At 60.9% G+C, this 22,637-nt stretch carries 16 protein-coding genes; 6 read left to right on the forward strand and 10 right to left on the reverse strand.

The window, feature by feature from the left end; translation table 11 throughout:
• Nucleotides 1–15 precede the first annotated feature (15 nt).
• The 8 genes from ACYU70_RS06320 to ACYU70_RS06355 all read right to left on the reverse strand — a co-directional run bounded on the left by ACYU70_RS06320 (nt 16) and on the right by ACYU70_RS06355 (nt 10,576).
• On the reverse strand, nt 16–1,362 hold the full coding sequence (locus ACYU70_RS06320; RefSeq protein WP_460615987.1) for a 3-keto-disaccharide hydrolase: 1,347 nt from the start codon (nt 1,360–1,362) through the stop codon (nt 16–18).
• A 113-nt stretch (nt 1,363–1,475) separates the two neighbouring features.
• Nucleotides 1,476–2,045, reverse strand: a complete 570-nt coding sequence (locus tag ACYU70_RS06325; protein WP_342298329.1) for a LutC/YkgG family protein — start codon at nt 2,043–2,045, stop codon at nt 1,476–1,478.
• The gene (locus ACYU70_RS06330) at nt 2,042–3,442 is read right to left on the reverse strand and encodes a lactate utilization protein B (RefSeq protein ID WP_342298331.1); all 1,401 of its coding nucleotides are present in this window, start codon (nt 3,440–3,442) and stop codon (nt 2,042–2,044) included. The genes ACYU70_RS06325 and ACYU70_RS06330 overlap by 4 nt, the downstream gene beginning before the upstream one ends.
• On the reverse strand, nt 3,439–4,179 hold the full coding sequence (locus tag ACYU70_RS06335; RefSeq protein ID WP_342298333.1) for a (Fe-S)-binding protein: 741 nt from the start codon (nt 4,177–4,179) through the stop codon (nt 3,439–3,441). The genes ACYU70_RS06330 and ACYU70_RS06335 overlap by 4 nt, the downstream gene beginning before the upstream one ends.
• Before the next feature lie 124 nt (nt 4,180–4,303).
• The gene (locus ACYU70_RS06340; protein WP_342298335.1) at nt 4,304–5,689 is read right to left on the reverse strand and encodes an FGGY-family carbohydrate kinase; all 1,386 of its coding nucleotides are present in this window, start codon (nt 5,687–5,689) and stop codon (nt 4,304–4,306) included.
• Nucleotides 5,690–5,697: 8 nt separating this feature from the next.
• The gene (locus tag ACYU70_RS06345) at nt 5,698–6,978 is read right to left on the reverse strand and encodes a TIM barrel protein (protein ID WP_342298337.1); all 1,281 of its coding nucleotides are present in this window, start codon (nt 6,976–6,978) and stop codon (nt 5,698–5,700) included.
• 232 nt (nt 6,979–7,210) lie between these two features.
• Nucleotides 7,211–8,221 carry a GntR family transcriptional regulator gene (locus ACYU70_RS06350; protein ID WP_342298339.1) on the reverse strand — a complete coding sequence of 337 codons (1,011 nt, stop codon included), beginning with the start codon at nt 8,219–8,221 and terminating at the stop codon, nt 7,211–7,213.
• A 246-nt stretch (nt 8,222–8,467) separates the two neighbouring features.
• Nucleotides 8,468–10,576 carry a bifunctional aldolase/short-chain dehydrogenase gene (locus tag ACYU70_RS06355; RefSeq protein ID WP_342298341.1) on the reverse strand — a complete coding sequence of 703 codons (2,109 nt, stop codon included), beginning with the start codon at nt 10,574–10,576 and terminating at the stop codon, nt 8,468–8,470.
• Between the two features lie 243 nt (nt 10,577–10,819).
• Between ACYU70_RS06355 and rhaT the strand changes: the two genes are divergently transcribed.
• From rhaT to ACYU70_RS06385, 6 genes are all read left to right on the forward strand, one after another.
• On the forward strand, nt 10,820–11,908 hold the full coding sequence (gene rhaT / locus ACYU70_RS06360) for an L-rhamnose/proton symporter RhaT (RefSeq protein WP_342298343.1): 1,089 nt from the start codon (nt 10,820–10,822) through the stop codon (nt 11,906–11,908).
• Between the two features lie 77 nt (nt 11,909–11,985).
• Entirely contained in the window at nt 11,986–13,944 is a 1,959-nt protein-coding gene (locus ACYU70_RS06365) for a rhamnogalacturonan lyase (protein WP_342298345.1), read from the forward strand.
• Nucleotides 13,945–14,210: 266 nt separating this feature from the next.
• On the forward strand, nt 14,211–14,990 hold the full coding sequence (locus ACYU70_RS06370) for a rhamnogalacturonan acetylesterase (protein WP_342298347.1): 780 nt from the start codon (nt 14,211–14,213) through the stop codon (nt 14,988–14,990).
• 7 nt (nt 14,991–14,997) lie between these two features.
• A complete protein-coding gene (locus tag ACYU70_RS06375) occupies nt 14,998–15,813 on the forward strand; it encodes a rhamnogalacturonan acetylesterase (RefSeq protein ID WP_342298349.1) in 816 nt (271 codons plus the stop codon).
• Between the two features lie 81 nt (nt 15,814–15,894).
• Complete coding sequence (locus ACYU70_RS06380) at nt 15,895–17,637, forward strand: hypothetical protein (RefSeq protein ID WP_342298351.1); 1,743 nt, start codon at nt 15,895–15,897, stop codon at nt 17,635–17,637.
• Nucleotides 17,638–17,761: 124 nt separating this feature from the next.
• The gene (locus tag ACYU70_RS06385) at nt 17,762–20,635 is read left to right on the forward strand and encodes a glycoside hydrolase family 2 protein (protein ID WP_342298352.1); all 2,874 of its coding nucleotides are present in this window, start codon (nt 17,762–17,764) and stop codon (nt 20,633–20,635) included.
• Here ACYU70_RS06385 and ACYU70_RS06390 read toward each other — a convergent pair.
• A complete protein-coding gene (locus ACYU70_RS06390; protein WP_342298353.1) occupies nt 20,632–21,567 on the reverse strand; it encodes a glycoside hydrolase family protein in 936 nt (311 codons plus the stop codon). The two genes, ACYU70_RS06385 and ACYU70_RS06390, sit on opposite strands and share 4 nt — an antisense overlap.
• Before the next feature lie 120 nt (nt 21,568–21,687).
• A complete protein-coding gene (locus tag ACYU70_RS06395) occupies nt 21,688–22,629 on the reverse strand; it encodes a glycoside hydrolase family 43 protein (protein WP_342298355.1) in 942 nt (313 codons plus the stop codon).
• Between the last annotated feature and the right edge of the window lie 8 nt (nt 22,630–22,637).

The following is a 22,637-nucleotide window of genomic DNA, read 5'->3' on the forward strand; positions in this document are numbered from 1 at the left end:
TGGAATAGAAAGGATTTACTTGAGCGTCTTGATTTTGATGCTGCGGAACGACACCCGGTTGCCGTGGTCCTGCAACAGAATGTGGCCCTGCGGCGCCATCCCGAAATTCGGCCACACGTTGTACTTGCTGATGGCCACCAGCGCCTCAAATTCCTTCGAGCCGCGCGTGTATTCCAGCACTTTGCTGCCGTTGAGGAAGTGCTCCACGCGGTTGTCGGGGTGCACCACCACGCGGCCCACGTTCCACTCGCCGATGGGATGCACGAATCGCGGGTTTTTATCGGCCCGAATCAGGTCGTAGAGCGAGGCCAGGGTGCGGTCGCCGTCGCGGCCCAGCTTGGCATCGGGGTGCAGGGCATCATCAAGTACCTGATATTCCAGGCCGATGGCCGAGCCCTCCGTTTTCTCGTCCAGCGTCACGAAGTATTTCACGCCGCTGTTGGCCCCCGGCGTCAGCTTGAACTCAAACGAAAGGTCAAAAGCCTTGAACTCCTCGTTGGTCACGATGTCGCCGCCATTGGCCGCCTCTTTGCCCTCGGAGGGCTGCACGGTCATGGTCCCATCCCCCACTTCCCAGCCCCTGGCCGGGAAAGCCGGGCCCTTGGCACTGCGCCAGCCGGCCGAGGTTTTGCCATCGAACAGCAAACGCCAGCCGTGCTGTTTCTCGTAGGCATTCAAGTAATTAGACACGAAATTCACCACGTAAACATCAGCCGGAAACGCGCTGGTTTTCAGGCCGGTAGTATTGATGCGGATATTTTTAAAGTAGACCTTTTTGCCGGCGTCTTCCGGCTTGGTGATGCCGTGCACCTGCAAGCCGATGAAGCCGCGCGGGTCCACGGGGTCCACCACGTAGGCCACGGGCAGGTTGTTCACCCAGGTCTTCATCTCGTTGCCCAGGCACTCCACTTTGATGTGGTTGTATTGCCCGATTTTGAACGCCGATTTGGCCTCCGGGTGCAGGTCGAGCGGGTACAGCCACTGCCGCCGCGCCTCGTCATAAATCCCACCCGACCAGCTCCGCTCCGAGGGGTCAATTTCGACCTGCCGGCCATACACTTTACCGGCGTGGCCTTCGGTGTCAAAATGGCTGCGCGTCTGAATGCCCGAGTTGCTCGTGGGACTGTCAATCATCACATCCAGTTCCAGCACAAAGTCGCCGTATTCCTTCTCCGTGACCAGAAACGTATTGCCCGAATTCAGCACCGTAGTGCCCACAATCGCACCGTTTTCCGCCTTGTAGTCGGCAGTGCCAGCTAGCCGTTTCCAGCCCGCCAGCGTCTTGCCATCGAATAGGTTTTGCCAGCTGTTGGGGGCTTGCGCCGAGGCCGGCCCGGCCAATAGCAACACCAGCGAAGCCATAGCGCCAGCGGTTATGGAGACGTTTTTTTTCAAGGAGCTATTTTTTGATGAGACGAAGGAATCAGCGTGTCAAATAGCAAATTTTCTGGCGAATCAAGCCATTAAATGCCAACTCAATACAGCACCACCACCAGGCTGCGCGCCCCATGTGCACCAATCACCAGAGACTGCTCAATGTCCGCCGTTTTGGACGGCCCGGCCACGAATTTGCCGTAGCCACCGGTGTTGGGCAGTTGCGCGTAGGCCTGGTGCATGGTGGCCACAATACGCCGGTGGTCGAGCACCAGCGCGAGGTGCTGGGTAATGGTAGGCAGCGCCCGGTTCATCATATTCGCCTCGGGCAGCCAGACCGCACCGTTCTCGGCCACGCCGATTTCGCCCTGCAACACGGTCAGGTCGATAGCCGCCAGAATGCCGGTTGGCGTCTGCGCATTTATGGGAACAGAAGCCGCAAACAAGGGCGAGGCCGTAGTGCGGGCCTCGGGAAAAAGCTGCTGAAGCGTGGACACGAGTTCGCCCAGCCCATTCATGCGCACCACCGTGCCGCCGATGCCGGCCAGCACCGCCGCAAACCGCTCGGCCGTTGCCTCGCCGCCAAAATCGGGCACGGTGGGCAGGGGCAATTCGGCGGGTTTGTTGGCCTTGGTGGCAGCTAAAATGCGGTCACGGGATGCGGTGCTCATGCGGGAATCTTAGGTTGCGCGGGTTGGGCGGCGGGTTGCGGCTGCTTGGCATACCACTCGCGGAAGCTTTGTTTGGGTGCTTCGGGCAGCTCGCGGGCCACGGCCCAGGCGTTCACGGAAGTAGCGTGGGTGAGGCCGTGCGGCAGCAGGCGCAGCGCCTTGCGAGCAAACTGCCCGCCGAGGCCATACACGCGGGTACTGGCCAGCACACGGCCCATGAATTTCATGCTCCACTTCTTTGAGGCCGGGATTTCATTGGCCTCGCCCAGCACCTGCCGCCACTTGTAGAGCTGGGTGTGAATGTCAATTTTCACCGGGCACACGTCGGTGCACGAGCCGCACAACGTGCTGGCAAACGGCAGCGAGGCGTGCTTCTTCATGTCGATGTTCGGCGACAGAATGGCCCCAATCGGGCCGGGCACGGTGAAATCGTAGCTGTGGCCGCCGCTGCGCCGGTACACCGGGCAGGTGTTCATGCAGGCCCCGCAGCGAATGCACTTGAGAGAAGCCCGAAAATCGGGCCGGCCCAGTTGCTGGGTGCGGCCATTGTCTACGATGACAATGTGCATCTCCTTGCCCGCCACCGGCTTGGTGAAGTGCGAGGTGTAAGTAGTGACCGGCTGGCCGGTAGCGCTCCGCGCCAGCAGCCGCGTGAACACGCCCAAATCGGTGAGGCGCGGAATAATCTTCTCAATGCCCATGCAGGCGATGTGCACCGCCGCCAGGTTCACGCCTAAATCGGCGTTGCCCTCATTGGTGCACACCACCACGCCGCCCGTTTCGGCTATCGCAAAATTGACGCCCGAAATGGCCACCTGCCCGGCGATGAACTTACCGCGCAAGTGCTGGCGGGCGGCTTCGGTGAGGCGCTGGGGGTCACTTTCGCCCTTCTCCGTACCCAGGTGCGTGTGGAAAGTCTCGCCCACATCCTCCTTTTTCAGGTGGATGGCGGGCAGCACAATGTGGCTCGGCGGCTCATCCCGAAACTGAATAATCCGCTCGCCCAAATCGGTATCCACCACCTCAATCCCGTGCTTAATCAAATACGGGTTCAGGTGGCATTCCTCGGTCAGCATCGACTTGCTCTTGACGATGCGCGTCGCGCCCTGCTTCTGAATAATATCTAGGATAATGGCGTTGTGCTCGGCTGCATCGGCGGCCCAGTGCACGTGCACGCCGTTGGCTTGGGCGGCAGCCTCGAACTCCTGCAAATACAGGTCGAGCCGGCTAAGAGTGTGGTCTTTGATGTCGGACGCTAGCTGACGCAACTCCTGAAATTCGGGGACGGCGTACACGGCGCGGTCACGCTTTTCGCGCACGAACCACAGGGTTTCGTCGTGCCAGGTGGTGCGGTCAGCATCCAGCAAAAACTTGTCGGCGCGGGTGGCGTGGTTCATGCGGTCAGTCCGTTAAGAATTTCGGCGGCGTGCATCACTTTGATGGGCAGCTGGGCACGGCGCACAATGCCTTCGAGGTGCATCAGGCACGACATATCGCTGCCGGTGAGCACCTCCGTGCCGTTCAATACGTGGTCGGCCACGCGGTCCTGGCCCATGCGGGCCGAGATGCCGGCTTCGCTCACGCAGAACGTGCCGCCGAAGCCGCAGCATTCGTCGTTGCGGTTGAGCTGGGTCAGCTCGATGCCATCGAGCGAGGCCATGAGGCGGCGCAGCTGGCCGTCGCGCACCGGCGTCATCTCCGATTCGTTGGCCTGGTGCAGGCCGCGCTGGCCGTGGCAGCTCAGGTGCAAGCCCACTTTGTGCGGAAATGCGCCCGGCAGGCTTTCCACCTTCAGCACCGTGCTGATGAAGTCAATCAAGTCATACGCCGCGCCGCGCACGTGCTGCACGTCGGCCGTTTGGTCCAGTTTATCAAAGTGCTTGCGAACGTGGTAGACGCAGCTGCCGGAGGGCGCTACCACGTAGTCGTAGTCGCTGAATGTCTCCACGAAATGCTTGTAGATGGGCAGGGCGTCATGCTCGCAGCCGCTATTGGCCAGGGGCTGACCGCAGCAGGTTTGCTGCGCCGGGAAGTGCGCCTGCACGCCCAGCTTCTCCAGCAGCTGAAGCGTCGCAATGCCCACCTGCGGGTAGAACTGGTCGATGTAGCACGGGATGAATAGGGCAACTTTCATTTCAGCACAGAGCGGTCTGGGACCGGTCCGACCGCTCTAGGCGGTCCGACCGGTTATCGTTGGTACTTCGTTCTCACGGCAACCGGTCCGACCGCCTAGTGTGGTCGGACCGGCAATTGCCTCGCTACTTGCCCACTGGCGCGGCATCGCCGCGCACTGCCGCCAGTGGCATATCATCCTCATCCGTAAACAGCGGTTGCGTCTTCTTCAGCGCCTCGCCCTGCTCCAAATGCACCAAGGCACCCAGTGCCGTGGCCTGCGGCACCTCCAGCGTGCGGATTTCCGCCTTCGGGAAGTTCCAGCTCAGCGTTTGCATGAAGAGCGGGTTGCGGGCAAAACCGCCGTCGACGAAGATGGTTTTTTCGCCTTGCCACACGAGGTGAATTGACTCCAAAAGGATGTTAATCAGCCCGTGCATGAGGTGCTGATAGGCATCCGAAGCGGTACGGAAGCCGCTCAAGTCCCACTCCTCGGCCGGCTGGTCGGGGAAGGGGCCGGTGCCGGCCATGCATGCTGGGCGGAAGCCGGCGGAGGCTTCATCATACGGCCGGGCCAGCACAATGGAGCGGTAAAAATCGGGCTTGACGTGGAAGTGCGCAGCGATGCGCTCAACCTGAAAATCGTGCTCGCGGCCCAGGAATACACGGGCGGCGCGAGTGGCTTCACCCCGGGGCGTCATGAAGCTGAGGCAGTCGCGGCGCAGCAGTTCGGGGGTAAGTGAATTGCTGTTGAACGGGTTGATGGTGACCGACCACGTGCCCGTAGACACCAACACGAACGGCTCATCATTCTCCGCCAGGTAAGGCATAACGGCCGATGTGCTGTCGTGCAGACCCACGCCCACGAGGATGCCATCAACCACGGAGGCGATAGAATCGCGAGTAAGAGGCGCGAGCTTCTCGTCGATGCCCTCGCGGCGCACCCATTCGTGGTAGTCGTTGCGCTTGTAGTCCCACAGCGCCGTGTGGCAGCCGATGGAAGTGAAGTCGCTGAATTTCTCGCCCGAAATCAGGTAGGAGAGGTAATTCGGCAAGTGCAGCGAGGTGTGAATCTGCGCGTATTTCTCCGGCTTGGCGTATTTCAGCCAGTAGAGCTGCAGGCCCGAATTCAGCAGGCCCAAACGCGGCGAGCAGGTATCGGCCGCGAACTCCTCCGGCGACTGATTCAACGAGGCGTAGAACTGCGCTTCAATCTCGGCCGGCATCGGCTTGAGGTAATTGTAGAGCGGCAGCATGGGCTGGCCATCGGCCCCGAGGTGCACCCAGCTCGCGCCGTAGGCCGTGAAATTCACGCCCTTCACGGTGTAGTGTGGGTGGTGGCGGAGCTGGTTCCAGTGCGACTGCACCCATTCGGTGAGGCGCGGCAGGTGGTCGCAGGGGAAGCCGTCATCATCGAGCACGTCGGTGCAGATGTGCAGCTCCTCGTCAATAATCTGCTGGTTCTCATCGAAAAGAATCAGCTTTTTATTGGTCTTGCCAATGTCGAAAACGGCGTAGACTGACTTTTTCATTGTCGTGCTCATAGCCCGGTGGATACGCTGTGCTTGCCGCGCTGCTGGATGAGTTTCTCGCGCACTCCCTCAGCACGGAAGGCCGCGAGGGGATTCAGCGCGCCGCCGCTGCGCAGGTAGGCTTCCGATACCAGCGGGCGCACGTCGGTGAGGAAGGCGTCGCGCAGGATTTCCTCGGCGCGCACCACGTCGTTGGCATCCTGGGCTTCGGCGAGGGCTTCGCGGTCTACTAAAAGGGCTTTGGCGTAGGCGGATAGGATGTTTTCGACGGATTGCAGGAGGTCTTCCAGCGGGTCTTTCACGTTGTGGCTGGCGTCAATCATGTAGGCCACGGCCTCGGCGGGCACCGATTTATCGAGGGCGGCATCCACCAGCTCGTTGAAAATCAGGAACAGTTGGAACGGCTTGATGCTGCCGGTGGTCAGGTCGTCGTCGCCGTACATTGAGCCGTTGAAGTGGAAGCCGCCGAGGCGGCCAAACTGCCGCAGACGGCCCACAATCTGCTCGATGTTGGTGTTGGGCAGGTGGTGGCCGAGGTCAACCAAAACCTGCGCCTGCTGGCCCAGCGCCTGGCATAGCGCCAGCGAGGTGCCCCAGTCGGGAATCACCATCGAGTAGAAGTTGGGCTCGTAGGGCTTGTACTCCACCAGCATGGTCCAGTCGGAAGGCATGGCTTCGTAGATGGAAGCCAGAGACTCCTGGGTGCGCGAGAAAGCACGGCGCAAGTGCGACTGGCCGGGGAAATTTGAGCCATCAGCCAGCCACACGGTCAGCGTTTTGGCGTCGAGTTGGCGGCCGTAGCGCACGCAGTCAATGTTGTGCTGAATGGCCTGTTCGCGCACCGCTTTATCGGTGTGGCTAAGCGAGCCGAACTTGTAGGAATGAGGCTGGTCTTTCTGGTCCTGAAACGTATTGGAGTTCACCGAATCAATCACCAGGCCCTTCTCCTTCAGCAGCTGCTGGAGGCCGGGAATGTCCTGCGGAATATCCCAGGGAATGTGCAGCGAGATGGAGTTCGACGAGCGGTTGAGGGCTTGCAGAATGCCCACGTCGCCGATTTTATCTTCCAGCGTGGCAGGTTCGCCGCCGGCCGCGAAACGGCCGAAACGGGTGCCGCCCGTGCCCAGCGCCCAGCTCGGGATGGCGACCTGGAAATCAATCAGCTTTTGCACCACGGCGGCCACATCGGCGTGGCGCAGGCGCGGCGATTCGGCCGTGTACTGGAACTGGGTTTGGTGCTCGGCCAGCAGCGGCTGGTTGAGTTCGGCGAGGCGTTGGTCGGAGAACATAGTTGGCGAGAGAATAATGTCCGGTGTTGGTTGGGTAGAACAAATTACCCGTTTCCATTGGCCGGAACTGTTCTGGGCTCTCCTGTTTGCGGGCGGAAAGTTTTATCGACGCCCACGGGGAACCTCACCCCCGCAGAGGGGTGTAGCGTGGACTCTGCGAGTCCTCGCATGAGCGGGGTTGCGCGAACGGGTGCGAATGGAACGTACCATGCGCGGACTCGCAGAGTCCACGCTACAGCGACCCGCGCCGAATCGTGTAAAACGGGTTTTTCACTTTCACGCGCTGCTTTTCCAGCAGCAGGGTGGCGGCCGTGCGGCCCATCGCCTCGAAGTCGGTGGTAATCACTGTCATGTTCAGCAGCTCTTTCAGTGGCGTTTCGTTGAAGGAGATGATACCTACTTCGCGACCCAGCAGGTAGCTGGTCTGGCGGATTTTCTTCACCAACTCCACCAGGTCGGTTTCGCGGATTACCACGTAGGCGGTGCCGGCCTGCACCACTTCGTTCATGGCGTTTTCCACCACCGAAAACTCCTTGTTGCGCATCAGGCAGAAAGAGCGGAAACCCCAAGGCAATTCCTCGGGATGGTTGGCATCAGAAGGCAGCACGAGGACCAGGCGGGAGTATTTTTCCAGCAGGTCTTCAGCTTTTTCGAGGGCGGTGAAAATGTCCTTGTCGAAGTCCTGGAACACGCGCAGGCAGTCGTGCGTCAGCTCGGGAATGTCCTTATCGAGCAGCACCAATTCCTGGCTGGGAATGGTGTTGAGAATGGCCCGCGAAATGGCTTTGTCGGTATCCAGCGTGAAGTGCGGCATCACTACGTAGTAGTTGTATTTGCCGAGATTCTTCTCGATGATTTCCTGGAAAAGATTCACGTTGTAGTGGTGAATCTGGAGGTCGACGGTGGCGCGGTCGCCGAGGGTTTCGAGGAAAGCGTAGTAGATAATTTTCTTGTAGGAGCTCAGCTTGTTGAACACCAGCAGGATTTTCAGCTTCGAGTTATCGCTGGTTTCCACGTAGTAGCCCTTGCCCTGCACCGAGGTGATGAAGCCGCGCTCGCGCAGCTCGCGGTAGGCTTTTTCTACCGTGTCGCGCGCCAGGTAGTGCTCCACGCTCAGCTCGCTGATGCTGGGCAGGTGGTCGCCGTTTTTCAGCACGCCACGCTCAATATCCATGATGACCGACTGCACAATCTGCTTGTACTTCGGCGTTTTATCGAGGGGCTTTAGTTGGAGTTGATACATCCCGGGTGGTGGGCAAGTCAGGTGAATTTCGGCCGCGCTACTACGGATAAACCCGTTTGGCAGCGGCAGAATTCAGCGAGGTGGTATAAGGAGAGAAAAAGGCAGTATTCAGAGGCTGTACCCCAAATGTAGCCTTTTCGGCAATGCCAGCCGCACGCGCGCTAGCCAATACTATCGCAGCAAAAAACCTGGCGCCCCAATTCTAAAATCGGGACGCCAGGTTATCAGGCTTAACGCTGCAACAGGCTAACGCACGAAGGCCATGGCCACGCCGCCATCCACGTTCAGCACGTTGCCGGTGGATTTGCTCAGCGAGCCATCCACGAACACGCGCACGGCCTTGGCGATGTCTTCCGAAAGCAGCTCCTCGCCCAGCAGCGTGCGCTTGGCGTAGTGCTGGGGCAGCTCTTCGACCGTGATGCCGTAGGCCTTGGCCCGGCCGGCGGCCCAGTCGCCTTCCCAGATTTTCGAGCCGCGCAGCACGGCGTCGGGGTTCACGGTGTTGACGCGGATTTTATCCGCGCCCAACTCAGCGGCCAGCAGGCGGCTCATGTGCAGCTGGGCGGCTTTGGCCGTGCCGTAGGCCACGTTATTCGGCCCGGCCACGAGGCCATTTTTGCTGGCAATGTTCACGATATCCCCACCCAACGCCTGCTGGCGCATGATGGTGACGGCGGCCTGGCTCACCAGGAACTGGCCTTTCACGAGCACGTCGTTCAGGATATCCCAGTCGGCCTGGGTGGTGTCGGCCAGCGGCTTGGAAATCGACAGGCCGGCGCAGTTTACGATGATGTCGACGCCGCCGAACTGTAGCACGCCGGCTTTCAATGACTCGGCAATGCTCTCGGCGCTGGTTACTTCGATGGGGGCGGTGATGGTGCTGTCCTTGCCGAATTGCTTGCGCAGGTCGGCTTGGGTTTCTTCGAGGCGGTCGCGGTCGACGGCCACCACGCAGGCACCGAATTTCAGCAGTTCCTCGCAGATGGCTTTGCCGATGCCGCCGGTACCGCCCGTCACGTAGGCCACCTTGCCCGAGAGGGCTTTGGGCGGGGCCATGCGCTGGAGCTTGGCTTCTTCCAGCAACCAGTATTCAATGTTGAAGGCTTCCTGCTCGGGCAGGCCCTGGTAGGTGCTCACGGCTTCGGCCCCGCGCATCACGTTGATGGCATTGGTGTAGAACTCGGCGGCCACGCGGGCGGTCTGCTTGTCTTTCGAGAAGGAGAACAAGCCCACGCCGGGCCACAGGATGATGACCGGGTTGGCGTCGCGGATGGCGGGCGAATTGGCGTGCTTGCTGCGCTCGTAGTAAGCCGCGTAGTCCTTGCGGTAGGCTTCAAACTGGGCTTCCAGATAGGTTTTCACGCTGGCGGCGTCGCCCTGCATCACGTCGGCATCGAGGACGAGCGGACGGATTTTGGTGCGCAGGAAGTGGTCGGGGCAGCTGGTGCCTTTGGCGGCGAGGCGCGCGAGGTCGTGCGAGTTCACGAATTCGAGCACACGGGCGTCGTCGGTGTAGTGGCCCAGCATGCGGCGCTGGCTGCTGGCGAGGCCACGCAGCACGGGCATCACGGCGGCGGCGGCGTTGCGGCGCTGGGTAGCATCGAGGGTTTGCTCGCGCTTCACCCCACCGAAAACGGGGGCTTTCTTGCCGTAGTTGGCTTCGAGGTAAGTTGCGGCTTGCTCAATAACTTCGAGCGTGTTCAGGTACGACTCATACGAAGTGTCGCCCCAGGTAAACAGGCCGTGGCCGCCGAGGATGACGCCGCGCAGACCGGGGTTGTCGGCCACGATTTTCTCGAGCTGCAAACCGAGATCGAAGCCCGGTTTCTGCCAGGGCAGCCAGCCCATGGTGTCGCCCCAGATGTCGTGCATGATTTGCTCGCCGTCCTTGCTGGCCGCGATGGCAATCAGGGCGTCGGGGTGCAGGTGGTCGATGTGCTTGAAGGGCAGCAGGCCGTGCAGCGGGGTGTCGATGCTGGGCGTGGCGCACTTGGGGTCGAAGAGGCAGTACTCGAACAGGCCCACCATCTCGTCTTCGAACTCCAGGCCCCGGTAGCGGCCTTTGAGTTGGTGCAATTTCTCAACGTACAGGTTGGCGCAGCCGGCTTTGGTGAGCGTGCCGATGTCGCCGCCCGAGCCTTTCACCCACATTACTTCGGCGGCTTCGCCGGTGACGGGATTGGTTTCCTGGATTTTGCAGCTGGTGTTGCCGCCGGCGTAGTTGGTCAGGCGCAAATCCGCGCCGAGCAGGTTGGAGCGGTAGAGGAAAAGGGCTACTTCGTCGCCCGCCAGCTCGGCGGCTTTGGCTTCGTCCCAGAGGTAGCTGACGTGCTGGAAAGTGAGGGTTTTTTCCATGAGATAAGGTGCAGATGCGTTAACCAGAATTCGAAATAGGTTTGCGATGGTACAAAGGTGCCGGGAGGGCTAACGGCCAACATCCTGCACTCTCCTGCTTGGAGGTAAAAAAATTATTACCCGCCCGGCCCGGCTCCGAAAGGCGCGAAATCCGGCGTTATTTCGCGTTCAGGAGAGCACAGGAGGGTTTGTCCTCACTTACCCGGCAGCTTTGCCTAATACCTTACCATACCGAACGTAGCAATGGCTGTTATCTGGGGAGTTATCCTTCACGCGCTGGGCGGCTTTGCCTCCGGCAGTTTTTACCTGCCTTATAAGAAGGTGAACGGCTGGGCCTGGGAAAGCTATTGGCTGGTGGGCGGCATTGTGTCGTGGCTGGTAGCGCCGTGGGTGCTGGGCTACCTTACGGTGCCGCATTTGTTCGACGTGCTGCACCAGGCCGACAACTCCACCATTGCGTGGGCGTATTTCTGGGGCATTTTGTGGGGCACGGGCGGGCTCACGTTCGGGCTGGCCATGCGGTACCTGGGCCTGAGCCTGGGCATGGCCGTCACGCTGGGGCTGTGCGCGGTGTTTGGCACGCTGGTTCCTCCCATTTATGAGGGCAAGATGGGCGCGCTGCTGGCTACGGACTCAGGCCGGTACATCATCCTAGGGCTGGGCGTGTGCGTGCTGGGTATTCTGATTTGCGGCCGGGCGGGCCTGCTGAAAGAAAAGACCCTGACCCAGGAGCAGAAGCAGGAATCCATTGCTGAATTCGACCTAAAAAAGGGCCTGATGGTGGCCGTGTTCTCGGGCATCATGAGCGCCTGCTTTTCGTTCGGGCTCACGGCCGGGCAGCCCATTGCCGAACTGGCCGCTAAAAACGGCACCAACCCGCTGTTTGTGAATAACGCCATTCTGGTCATCATTCTGGCCGGCGGTCTCACCACCAACGCCATCTGGTGCCTCTACCTCAACGTCAAAAACAAGACCTATACTGACTACCTAAACCCCTCCTACCCGGCCCTGCGCAATATCATTTTCTGCGCGCTGGCGGGCACTACCTGGTATTTCCAGTTCTTTTTCTACGGCATGGGCGACAGCCAGATGGGGGCCTACCGCTTCTCGGGCTGGACGCTGCACATGGCCTTTATCATCGCCTTCAGCAGCATGTGGGGCCTCGTATTGCACGAGTGGCGCGGGGCCAACCGTAGCACCATGCGAACAGTGACGCTGGGCATTATTGCCGTGGTGCTGTCTACGGTGGTGGTGGGCTACGGCAATTATCTGGGCTCGCCCGAGCATAAGGCACCGGTAGAGGACACGGCCGCCATCAGCGCCAACGAATAGCCGCCATTTCAATGCTTGCCCTCAATAGCCCGGGCCTTATCGAATAGATGGGGGCCGGGCTTTTTTTATTCATCCTTATGAATCACCGCCTTGCTGTTTTTTTGCTGGCTACCGGCCTGCTGGGTGCCCGCCAAGTGGCCCCGCCAACCATTGCCCCGCAGGCGCAGCCCGAACGGTTGGGACGGGGGCTAGTGGCGGTGGCGCGCCCTGATGGCAAGGTACTGGTGAGCTGGCGGTTGCTGGTGAGTGATGCGCCCGGCGTGGGCTTTGATGTGTACCGGCAAACCGGCGCAACGGCAGTCAAGTTGAACAAGCAGCCGCTCACAGCCGGCACCAACTGGCTGGATGAAACCGCTAAAAAGGGCCAGGCAACTACGTACTCAGTACGAGTTGCTGGCGGCGCTACCAAACAAGTCGCGGGAGCCGCCAATGCTCCTGCTGATGCCTCAGCCACCGCCAAAACGTGGGCCGACGGCTACCTGCGCCTGCCGCTGCAGCCGCCGCCGGGCGGCACGGTGAGCAGCGGGGCCGAAACCAGCCCGTACACCTATACTGCTAATGACGCCAGCGCCGCCGACCTCGACGGCGACGGCCAGTACGAAATCGTGCTGAAATGGGAGCCTACCAACGCCCGCGACAACGGCTCCAGTGGCCTCACCGGCCCGGTTATTCTCGATGCGTACCAGCTGGATGGCACCCGCCTGTGGCGCATCAACCTGGGTCGGAATATCCGCGCCGGGGCGCACTACACGCAGTTTATGGCCTATGATTTGGACGGCGACGGCCGGGCCGAAATCGCCTGCAAAACCGCCGACGGCACCGTGGACGGCGCGGGCAAAATCGTCGGAGATGACAAGAAGGACTACCGCTCCCTCACCGTGCCCACCGACGGCGTAAGCGTGCCCACGGCCCGCGACGCCCGGTACGGCCGCATCCTGGCCGGGCCGGAGTATTTCACGGTGTTCGATGGGCGAACCGGCGCGGCGCTGGCCTCCACACCCTACCTGCCGGCGCGGGGCGAGCTGGGCGGCTGGGGTGGCATCGGGGGCAATGGCGGCAACGACCAGTACGGCAACCGCGTCGACCGTTTCCTGGCCGCCGTGGCCTACCTCGACGGCCAGCACCCCAGCGTAGTGATGTGCCGCGGCTACTACGGCCGCACCGTATTGGCCGCCTGGGACTGGCGCGGCAGCAAGCTCACCTCGCGCTGGGTATTCGACTCGAAAGACGGCCAGAACCCGTTCTCCGGCATGGGCAACCACGGCCTGAGCGTGAACGATGTGGACGGCGACGGCAAAGATGAAATCGTGTACGGCTCGATGGTGGTGGACGACAACGGCACGGGCCTGTTCAGCACCGGCCTGCGCCACGGCGATGCCCTGCACGTCTCCGACTTCGACCCCAGCCTGCCCGGCCTCGAAGCCTGGGGCGTGCACGAAAACGAGGAGAAGGTACCCGGCCACGAAAACGGCCCCGGCGCGGCTCTCTACGCCGCCGGCACCGGCCAAATCCTGTTCTCGAAACTGCCCGGCGAGGACGTGGGCCGGGGCATGGCCGCCGATATCGACCCGCGCTACCCCGGCGCGGAAATGTGGGTGAGCAACCCCGAGCTGGGCCTACTCAGCTGCAAAGGCGAACGAATCGGCCCTTCGCCGCGCTCCGTAAATTTCGGTCTGTGGTGGGATGGCGACCTGCTGCGCGAGCTGCTGAACGACACCCGCGTGGAAAAATGGGACTACCAAGCCGGCCAACTCACCAAGCTACTCGAAGGCAAGGATTTCAACGCTGCCTCTTGCAACGGCACCAAAGCCACGCCCTGCCTCAGCGCCGACCTGCTGGGCGACTGGCGCGAAGAGGTGGTGTGGCGCACCGCTGACAATTCGGCTCTGCTCATTTTCAGCACCTCGATTCCCACCCAGCACCGCCTCGTCACGCTGATGCAGGACCGCGCCTACCGCCTCGGCGTGGCCCGCGAAAACGTGGGCTACAACCAGCCCCCACACCCCGGCTTTTTTCTGGGCGAGGGGATGAAATAGGCCGGACGCCGACGGCAGGCCATACCTGAGGGGATAGGAATAGCTGGACGCCGGCGGCGGATGCTACTCAGGAGGGTAAGTGAGGCCGAACGCGCGCGGCGGGTGCTTTTAAGGCCGTTAAGTGGCATCCGCCACGCGCGCCGGATGTCACTTAGCATCTGCGGCGGCTCCCCGCAGTGCAGGTAGGTGCAGGATACCGCCGCCCGCATTCCGTCCAACATTTGGCTATCGAATACCGTGCTGCCTCTCCTCCCCCAAACCCACCCGTGAAAAAGCCCCTGCTCCCCCGGCATCTGCTGGCCGCTGCCGCCCTGCTGTTGCTGATTTGCGCCTTCGGCAAGCCCACTGCGCCGCCCACGCTCTACCTAATCGGCGACTCCACGGTGAACAACCCGAACCCGCCTCAGGCGGGCTGGGGTAACGTCATCGCCGCCTACTTCGACACCACCCGAATCAAGGTGCGCAACAACGCCAAGGCCGGCCGCAGCACCCGCACCTTCATCACCGAAGGCCGCTGGAAAACCACCATTGACGCCATCAAGCCCGGCGACTTTCTGCTGATGCAGTTCGGCCACAACGAGGGCAGCCCGCCCGATACCACCAAGGCCGGCCGGCGCGGCGTACTGCGCGGCACCGGCGAGGAAACCAAGAGTCTCGTGTGGCCCGACGGCCACCCCGAAACCGTGAACACCTACGGCTGGTACCTGCGCAAATTCATCCGCGAGGCCCGGGCCAAAGGGGCCACGCCGGTGGTCTGCTCCATGATTCCGCGCAACGAGTGGAAGGATGGCAAGGTCATTCGGGCCAGCAACGACTTCGGCAAGTGGGCCCAGGAAGTGGCGCAGCAGGAAGGCATCGCCTTCATCAATCTGAACGAAATCACCGCCCTGAAATACGACCAACTGGGCCCGGTGGAAGTGAAGAAGTTCTTCCCCGGCGACCACACCCACACCAACGAAGCCGGCGCAATTATCAACGCCGAATCGGTGGTCGACGGCATCAAAGTCAACAAGAAACTGGCGCTACGCAAGTACCTGAAGAAGTAAGCGGTTTATGAAATCCCCCAAACCCAACCTACCTCTCCGCGCCAGCTTGGGCTACGGCCTGCTGCTGGTAGCCCTGCTGCTGGCCAGCTTTACCCATCCGCTGGCCAAGCGCAAACCTACCCTCTACCTCATCGGCGACTCCACCGTGAAAAACGGCAAGGGCAAAGGCGACGGCGGCCTCTGGGGCTGGGGCAACTACCTGCCCGCGCACTTCGACACCATCCGCATCCGCATCGAGAACGATGCGCTGGGCGGCACCAGCAGCCGCACCTTCCAAACCAAGGGCCTGTGGGAAGCGGTGCGAGCCAAAATCCAGCCCGGCGACTTCGTTATCATGCAGTTCGGCCACAACGACGACGGCGCACTGGTTGATACTTCCCGCGCCCGGGGCACCATCAAGAGCAACGGCGAGGAAAGCCAGAACCTCTACAATCCCATCACCAAGCAGCAGGAAGTGGTGCACAGCTACGGCTGGTACCTCCGTAAAATCATCACCGAAACTAAAGCCAAAGGGGCCACGCCGGTGGTCTGCTCGCTCATCCCGCGCAACGTGTGGAAGGACGGCAAGGTGGCCCGCGCCATCGACAGCTACACCAAATGGGCCGCCGAAGCCGCCAAGCAGGGCGGGGCTTATTTCATCGATTTGAACCGGCTGGTGGCCGATAAATACGACCGCGAAGGCGAAGCCAAAGTGGGCACCGTCTACTTCACATCGAAAGACCACACGCACACCATCGAGGCCGGCGCGATGCTGAACGCGGCTACCGTGGCGGAGGGAATCCGGGCCACGAAAGGGCTAGCGTTGCGCAAGTATTTGAAGTAGCGCGAACTTTTAGTTCGCGTCCCCACGCCGTTACACCCATTCGGCTACGCGAACTAAAAGTTCGCGCTACTGCCACCTGCTATGAGAAAACTCGCCCTTTCGCTACTGCCGTACCTGCTGAGCCTGAATGCCAGCGCCCAATCGTTGCCCGCCGGCCGGCCCGCGCCGCTGCCGGCCACGGTCATCATACCGGCCTCGGATTTCATCCAGGAAATTCCACGGGGCGTCATTATCGCCGATGCCAACGCCCTGCACGCCCCCTGGATTTTCAACAACACGGCCCTGGTATTGAAATCGAAAACCAACATGCAGGTGCGCGTGCAGGTACCGGAAGCGGGCACGTACACGCTATTCGTGCGCAGCCAAGGTGAGAAAAACACCAGCTTCAAAGTCGCCATCAACGATAAGGTGACGGCCGCCACTTTTGGTCGCGGACCACTGAGCTGGCAGGCCGGCGGCACGTTTGAGCTGCCCGCCGGACTGGCTTACGTGAAGCTCACGCGCATCGAAATGGGCGCGGCCGTGGACGTTCTGGTGCTGAGCAAAAACGCCAATCTGAAGGAGGAAGACGTGCGGCCCTACCAGTTGCCAGAGGATGTGCAGCTGCTAAAGCAATACACCATTCCGCCCGCCAACGCCGTGAAATTTGGCGATGTGAACAACGACGGCAAAACCGATTTCATGGTGCTGGAACCGGACTTCTCTGCCCACGTTTTCGATAATTCCGGCAAAGAGCTGTGGGCGTATAAAGCGCCCGCCGAGTACGTGAAGGAACGTTCGGAATTTGAAGCGCCCGGCGTGCTCTGGGATTTCGACCACGATGGCCGGGCCGAAGTCGTCCACTGGCGCTTCATCGACGGCAAGGAATGGCTGGTGGTGGCCGATGGCCGCACGGGCCGCATCCTGCGCAAAACGGCGTGGCCCACCCAGCCGCTGCCGCACGCCTACAACAACTTCCGGCTGGCCATCGCGCACCTGCACCCCGGCCCGGCCAACGACCTGGTGGCCTACACCGACATGGGCGGCACCGAAAACGTGACCGCCTACTCGGCCGATTTGAAACAGCTCTGGCAGCACATCGAGCACCGCAAAAAAGACAACCTCGGCCACTACATCTACCCCATCGACCTCAACGGCGACGGCCTTGATGAGGTGCTCGTCGGCTCCCTCCTGCTCGATACCAAGGGCCAGGAAATCTGGAACCGCTTCGACCTGCTGCCCGACAACCACGACCACGCCGACAGCTACAAATTCATCGACATGAACGGCGACGGCAAGCTCGACATCGCCACCGCCAATAGCGAAACCGGCGTATTCATCTACGAGGCGATGACCGGCAAAATCATTTGGCAAAACACCGCCGAGCACAGCCAGCAGCTCGCTGTGGGCAATTTCCTGAAGAACGTACCCGGCCCCCAAGTCGTCATTGGCGGCCGCACCTACGGCAACCGCGCCGCCGACGAGCCCGGCCTCTCCAGCCAGCTCTACTGGTTCGACAACACGGGCAACCTGGTAACAAAATGGCCCGGCAACCCCCTCAATGGCAACCCCGATTTCGTGCGCGGTAACTGGCGCGGCGACGGCTCCACCTGGCTATTCTGGCACAAATTCCACCTCAACGACGCGGGCACCGGCGAGCTTTACTTCCCGGATATGGTCTTCCACATGTTCGATTTCATGGGTCAGGGCGCAGAGGAAGTCATCACTCTGAGCCAAGGGCGGCTGAGTGTTTTTGGCAGCCGCAGCGCCGTGCATAGCGGCAAGGATTCGAAAAAGGATGTGGAATATCTAAGAAACAGCGTGGTCAACCACACGCATTACTAGGCCTGCCCGAACGATGTGGAGACGCAACCCTTCGCGCCTCCCCGTTGAACGGCCGGAACTGCGGAGCCCTAGCAACATCAGCAACGACGAGACGCGAAGGGTCGCGTCTCTACATCGCCTTCCAATGCCCAAACCAATCCAATATCTGCTGCTGATTCTGGCGCTGCTCTCTGCCCCAACATCCCACGCTCAAACCCCAGCGCAGCGCCAAATTCAATACCTCTCCGGCCGCGATAACCACCCCACAGTACGCTGGGATTTCTACTGCACCGGTGGGCGCAAAAGCGGCTTCTGGACCACCATTGCCGTACCGTCGTGCTGGGAGCAGCAGGGCTTCGGCCTCTACAACTACGGCCGCGACTACAAAACCTACGGCAAAAACTTCCGCTTCGCCGATGAGCAAGGGCTGTATAAACATAGCTTCAACGTGCCCGCCAACTGGCGCGGGCGGCGCGTCGAAATCGTGTTTGAAGGCTCGATGACGGATACGGAGGTGAAGGTGAACGGGCAGATTGCCGGTGCTATTCACCAAGGAGCATTCTACCGTTTCAAGTACGACATCACCGACAAATTGAAGTTCGGCGAGGCCAATTTGCTCGAAGTAAAAGTGAGCAAAATGTCGGCCGAGCCCAGCGTAAACAACGCCGAGCGGCTGGCCGATTACTGGGTTTTCGGCGGGATTTTCCGGCCAGTTTACCTGCAATCCTACCCGCAACAATACGCCGACAACGTGGCTATCGATGCCCGCGCCAATGGCAGCTTCACGCTTCGCGCCAACGTGCGCAACGTTAAGCAAGCCGCCCAGCTTCAAGCCGAAATCCTCGACCAAACCGGCCAAACCGTGGGCACCGCCAGCGCCACTATAGCCGCCGGCGATACCGTCGCCCGCCTCAGCACCACCATCAAAAACCCCAGGCAGTGGACGGCCGAAACGCCCACCCTCTACCGCGCCCGCCTAACGTTGCGCAACGGCTCCGAAACCCAGTACCAAACTACCGAAACCTTCGGCTTCCGCACCATCGAAGTGCGGCGCGGCAAGGGCATTTACGTGAACGGTACGCAGGTGAAAATGAAGGGCACCAACCGCCACAGCTGGTGGCCCGAAACCGGCCGCACCCTTAACGATTCCATCCAGCTGATGGACGTGAAGCTGCTGAAGGAGATGAACATGAACGCCGTACGCATGTCGCACTACCCGCCTGATGCCGAGTTCCTGCACCTCTGCGACTCGCTGGGTTTGTACGTGCTCGATGAGCTGGCCGGCTGGCAGAAATTCTACAGCACCAAGGCTGGCACCCCGCTTGTGCGCTCCATGGTGGAAAAGGACCAGAACCATCCCAGCATCATCTTCTGGGACAATGGCAACGAGGGCGGCACCAACAAAGAATTGGACGCCATTTTCTACCAGTACGACCTCACCAAACGCCCGGTCATTCACCCGCACCACCGCCCCGGCAACGCCGCCAGCGGCATCGACTGCAACCACTACGAGGACTTCTACAGCACCCAGAAAATCCTCGCCGATTCGCTCATCTACATGCCCACCGAATTCCTGCACAGCCAGGACGATGGCGGCGGCGGGGCCGGCCTGGCCGATATGTGGGAGCTGCACTGGAAGGCCCAACGCTCGGGCGGCGGCTTCCTCTGGGCCATGGTGGACGAGGGCATCGTGCGCACCGACCAGCACAACATCATCGACGTGAACGGCGTGAACGCGCCCGACGGCCTCCTGGGCCCGCACCGCGAAAAAGAGGGCAGCTTCTTCGCCATCCGCGAGATTTTCTCGCCCATTCACATTACCCCGAAAGAGCTGCCGGCCAAATTCGACGGGAAAGTGGAAGTCGAAAACCGCTACCATTTCACCAACCTCAGCCAGTGCTTTTTTCAGTGGGAGCTGGTGAATTTCCGCAAGCCGAGCGACCCGTTTGCGGGCAGCATCACGCAGAAAAAGAGCCGCATCAAAAGCCCCAATCTGGCCCCGTTAGCCACAGGAAAGCTAAACCTGGAGCTGCCCAAAGACTGGAAAAGCTACGACGCCATCGTCCTCTCCGCCTTCGACCCGGCCAAAAACCTCGTGTATAAATGGACCTGGAAAACCGGCGGCAACGCCCGCCTGCTGGATAGCGTGCTGGCGCTCAAGGCCAAAGACAAGCCCGCCGTGCAAGTGGCCGAAACCGATACCACGCTCAGCCTCACGGCCAGCGGCATTTCGGTCATCTTCAACAAAACCAACGGCCACCTCAGCGGCATAAAAGGCAACAACGGCGACAAGCTCAGCTTCACCAACGGCCCCGTCATGGTGACCGGCACCGCCACCTTCACCGGCCTGAAACACCGCACCGAACCTGACGGCGAAGTAGTAGAAGCCAGCTACTCCGGCGACCTCAAAACCGTGCGCTGGAAGATGCACGCCACCGGCTGGCTTGAGCTCACCTACGAATACGCCCTCACCGGCGACTACGCCTTCACCGGCCTCAGTTTCAGCTACCCCGAGAACTTCGTGATTGGAGCCAAATGGCTGGGCCAGGGCCCCTACCGCGCCTGGAAAAACCGCCTTGCCGGCACCACCCTCAACGTGTGGGAAAACGCCAACAACAACACCCAAACCGCCGCCGCGCCCTGGATTTACCCTGAGTTCAAAGGCTATTTTGCCGACATCGCCTGGATGGAATTCAACACCGTGGAAGGCAAATTCCTCATCGCCAGCCCCGATAAAAACCTGTTCGTACGGCGCTTCAACTTCTACGGTCTTACCGGCATCAAGCCCCAGCCCGGCCTGCCCACCGGCGATATTTCTTTTCTGGATAACATACCGCCCATCGGCACCAAGCTCGGCCTCAACATCGACCAGCACCCCGAAAAACTCGGGCCCAACTCTGAGCCCAACCACCTGACCGGTACCCCAATCAAGCGCACGCTTTACTTCTATTTCGGCCTGCCGCCCACCGATAGCAAGCCGCAGCCCTACATCGCCCCGGTGAAGGACGATTTGTTCTAGCGCCGGCCAAGCTGCACAAACGTTGGCTTATCCCGATTACACGTCAGTTTTCCGTCTTTGAATTCCAGCTCGGCAACCTGTATGACGCTGCGTTTGGCGGCAATGGAATTGGCTGGTGCGGGACTGGCTTGGCTGCGGCCGGGGTGGGTGAAATAGAATACGTAGGCGCGATTGCCACTCACCACCACGTCGCAGTGGCCGCCGATGGCCTGGTCGTCGCGGCCCCGGCCGGGCTGTTCGAGGATGCGTTCGGGCTGGGGCTGCCAGTGCAGCAGGTCATCAGAATGATAGATGGCCATGCCTTTCCACTGGTCGATTATCATCCAGTATTGCTCGTGCCAGCGGAATACTTTGGGGCCTTCGCCGCGCTCGTTCAGGGCCTGGCCGTGGTCGGTCCAGTGCCGCAGGTCGGGGCTGTCGGCGTAGTAGATGGATTTGTGGTCCCGCTCGTTGTTGTACCACAGCCGCCAAGTGCCGTCAGGCAGCTTGAACACGCTGGCATCAATAACTTTATCGGTGATGAGCGGGAGAGTTTGCACGTATTTCCAGCTCAGCAAATCGGTGCTGGTGAGCTGGATGATAACGCGCGGGTGCTGCCAGTCGGTGAACGTGCCGGGCACGTAAGTCAGAAACATGTGGTACAGGCCCTTATCTTCCACGATGTCGGGTGCCCAGTGGGTGTAGTCTCGGTCAGGGCGGTAGTTGATGTTGGCGGTATCGCGGTAGGTCCAGGTGGTGCCGCCGTCGCCGGATTCGGCAATGCCGATGCGGGTGCCATGCACCCAGGTTACGCCGGTGGCGGTGGTATCGGTGGCGCGGCGGTCGGTGTAGAACATCCACCATTTGTTGGCCTGCTTGTTCCAGATAATGACGGGGTCGGCCGCGCCGTCGTAGATGGGGTCGCGGAATAGGGGTTTGGGGGCGGGTTTCACGACAGTTTTCCCAGAAGCCTTTTGCGCAACGGCATGGCGTGGGGAAACAATTACCAGCGCGGTTCCCAGCAAGCCCCAGGCAAAGGGGCGGGATATTTTGGTCATAAGATTCATCAGCGACTACTGTTGCTCCAGCAACTTTAACTCCTGGGCTGAGACGCGGAAAATAGTGCCGTGGCGTAGGCCCGCCGGCAGCTTTATTTGGTCAGAAACGTCGGTCCAGTGCGTTAAATCGGCGGATTTTATGGCTCCGTATTTATGCTCGCGGTACTTGTCGAAATACACCAGCCACTCCGCGCCCAGCTTGATAGCCGTCGGTCCCTCGGCCCAGTAGCTGCCAGTAATTGGCGCGGAAGAAGGGCCGTAGGGGCCGACGAGTTTATCGGAGAAAGCGACGCGCAGGTTCTTCTGCACAGGCTCGCGGGTTTCGTCCTTGAGGAACATCACGTAGCGCTTGCCATCGGGCTGAATGCTGGCATCGATGACGTTGAAGCCCGGCTCGTAGAGGAGTTTGGTGGGCGTGAAAGTCTGGAAATCCTTCGTGCTGGTGGCGTAGATGCGGTGGTTGTAGCCCTTTTCCTCCTGACTCTGGGTTTCGGGAAATTTGCCCGTGACGGTGCTGGCCCAGTAGATGAGGTAGGTTTTGGAGCCGGGGTCGTAGGTGATTTCGGGGGCCCAGGTGTTGCGGGTGCCGGGCTCGTGCGCCATCACGGGCAGAAAGCGCTGCTCGCTCCAGTGAATGAGGTCTTTGGAAGTGGCGTAGCCGATGCCCTTGTCCTGCCAGCTCACCGTCCAGACCATGTGAAAGCGGCCGTCCGCGCCGCGCAGGATGCAGGGGTCGCGCATCAGGCGGTCCTGGCTCACGGTGGGGCGCAGGAAGGTGCTGTCGTGTTTCAGGGCGGTCCAGGTGTAGCCGTCGCGGCTGCTGGCGAGGTGCAGGCCGTCCTGGCCGTTGTTTTTGAAGTAGCAGAAGATGAGGGCTTCGTTTTTAGGAAGCGCGGTCTGGGCGCAGGCGGGGCCGGCCAGAAGTCCAACGAAGGCGAGGAAGACGGCAATTTTCATTATCAAAC

The sequence above is a fragment of the Hymenobacter segetis genome, from assembly GCF_054776495.1.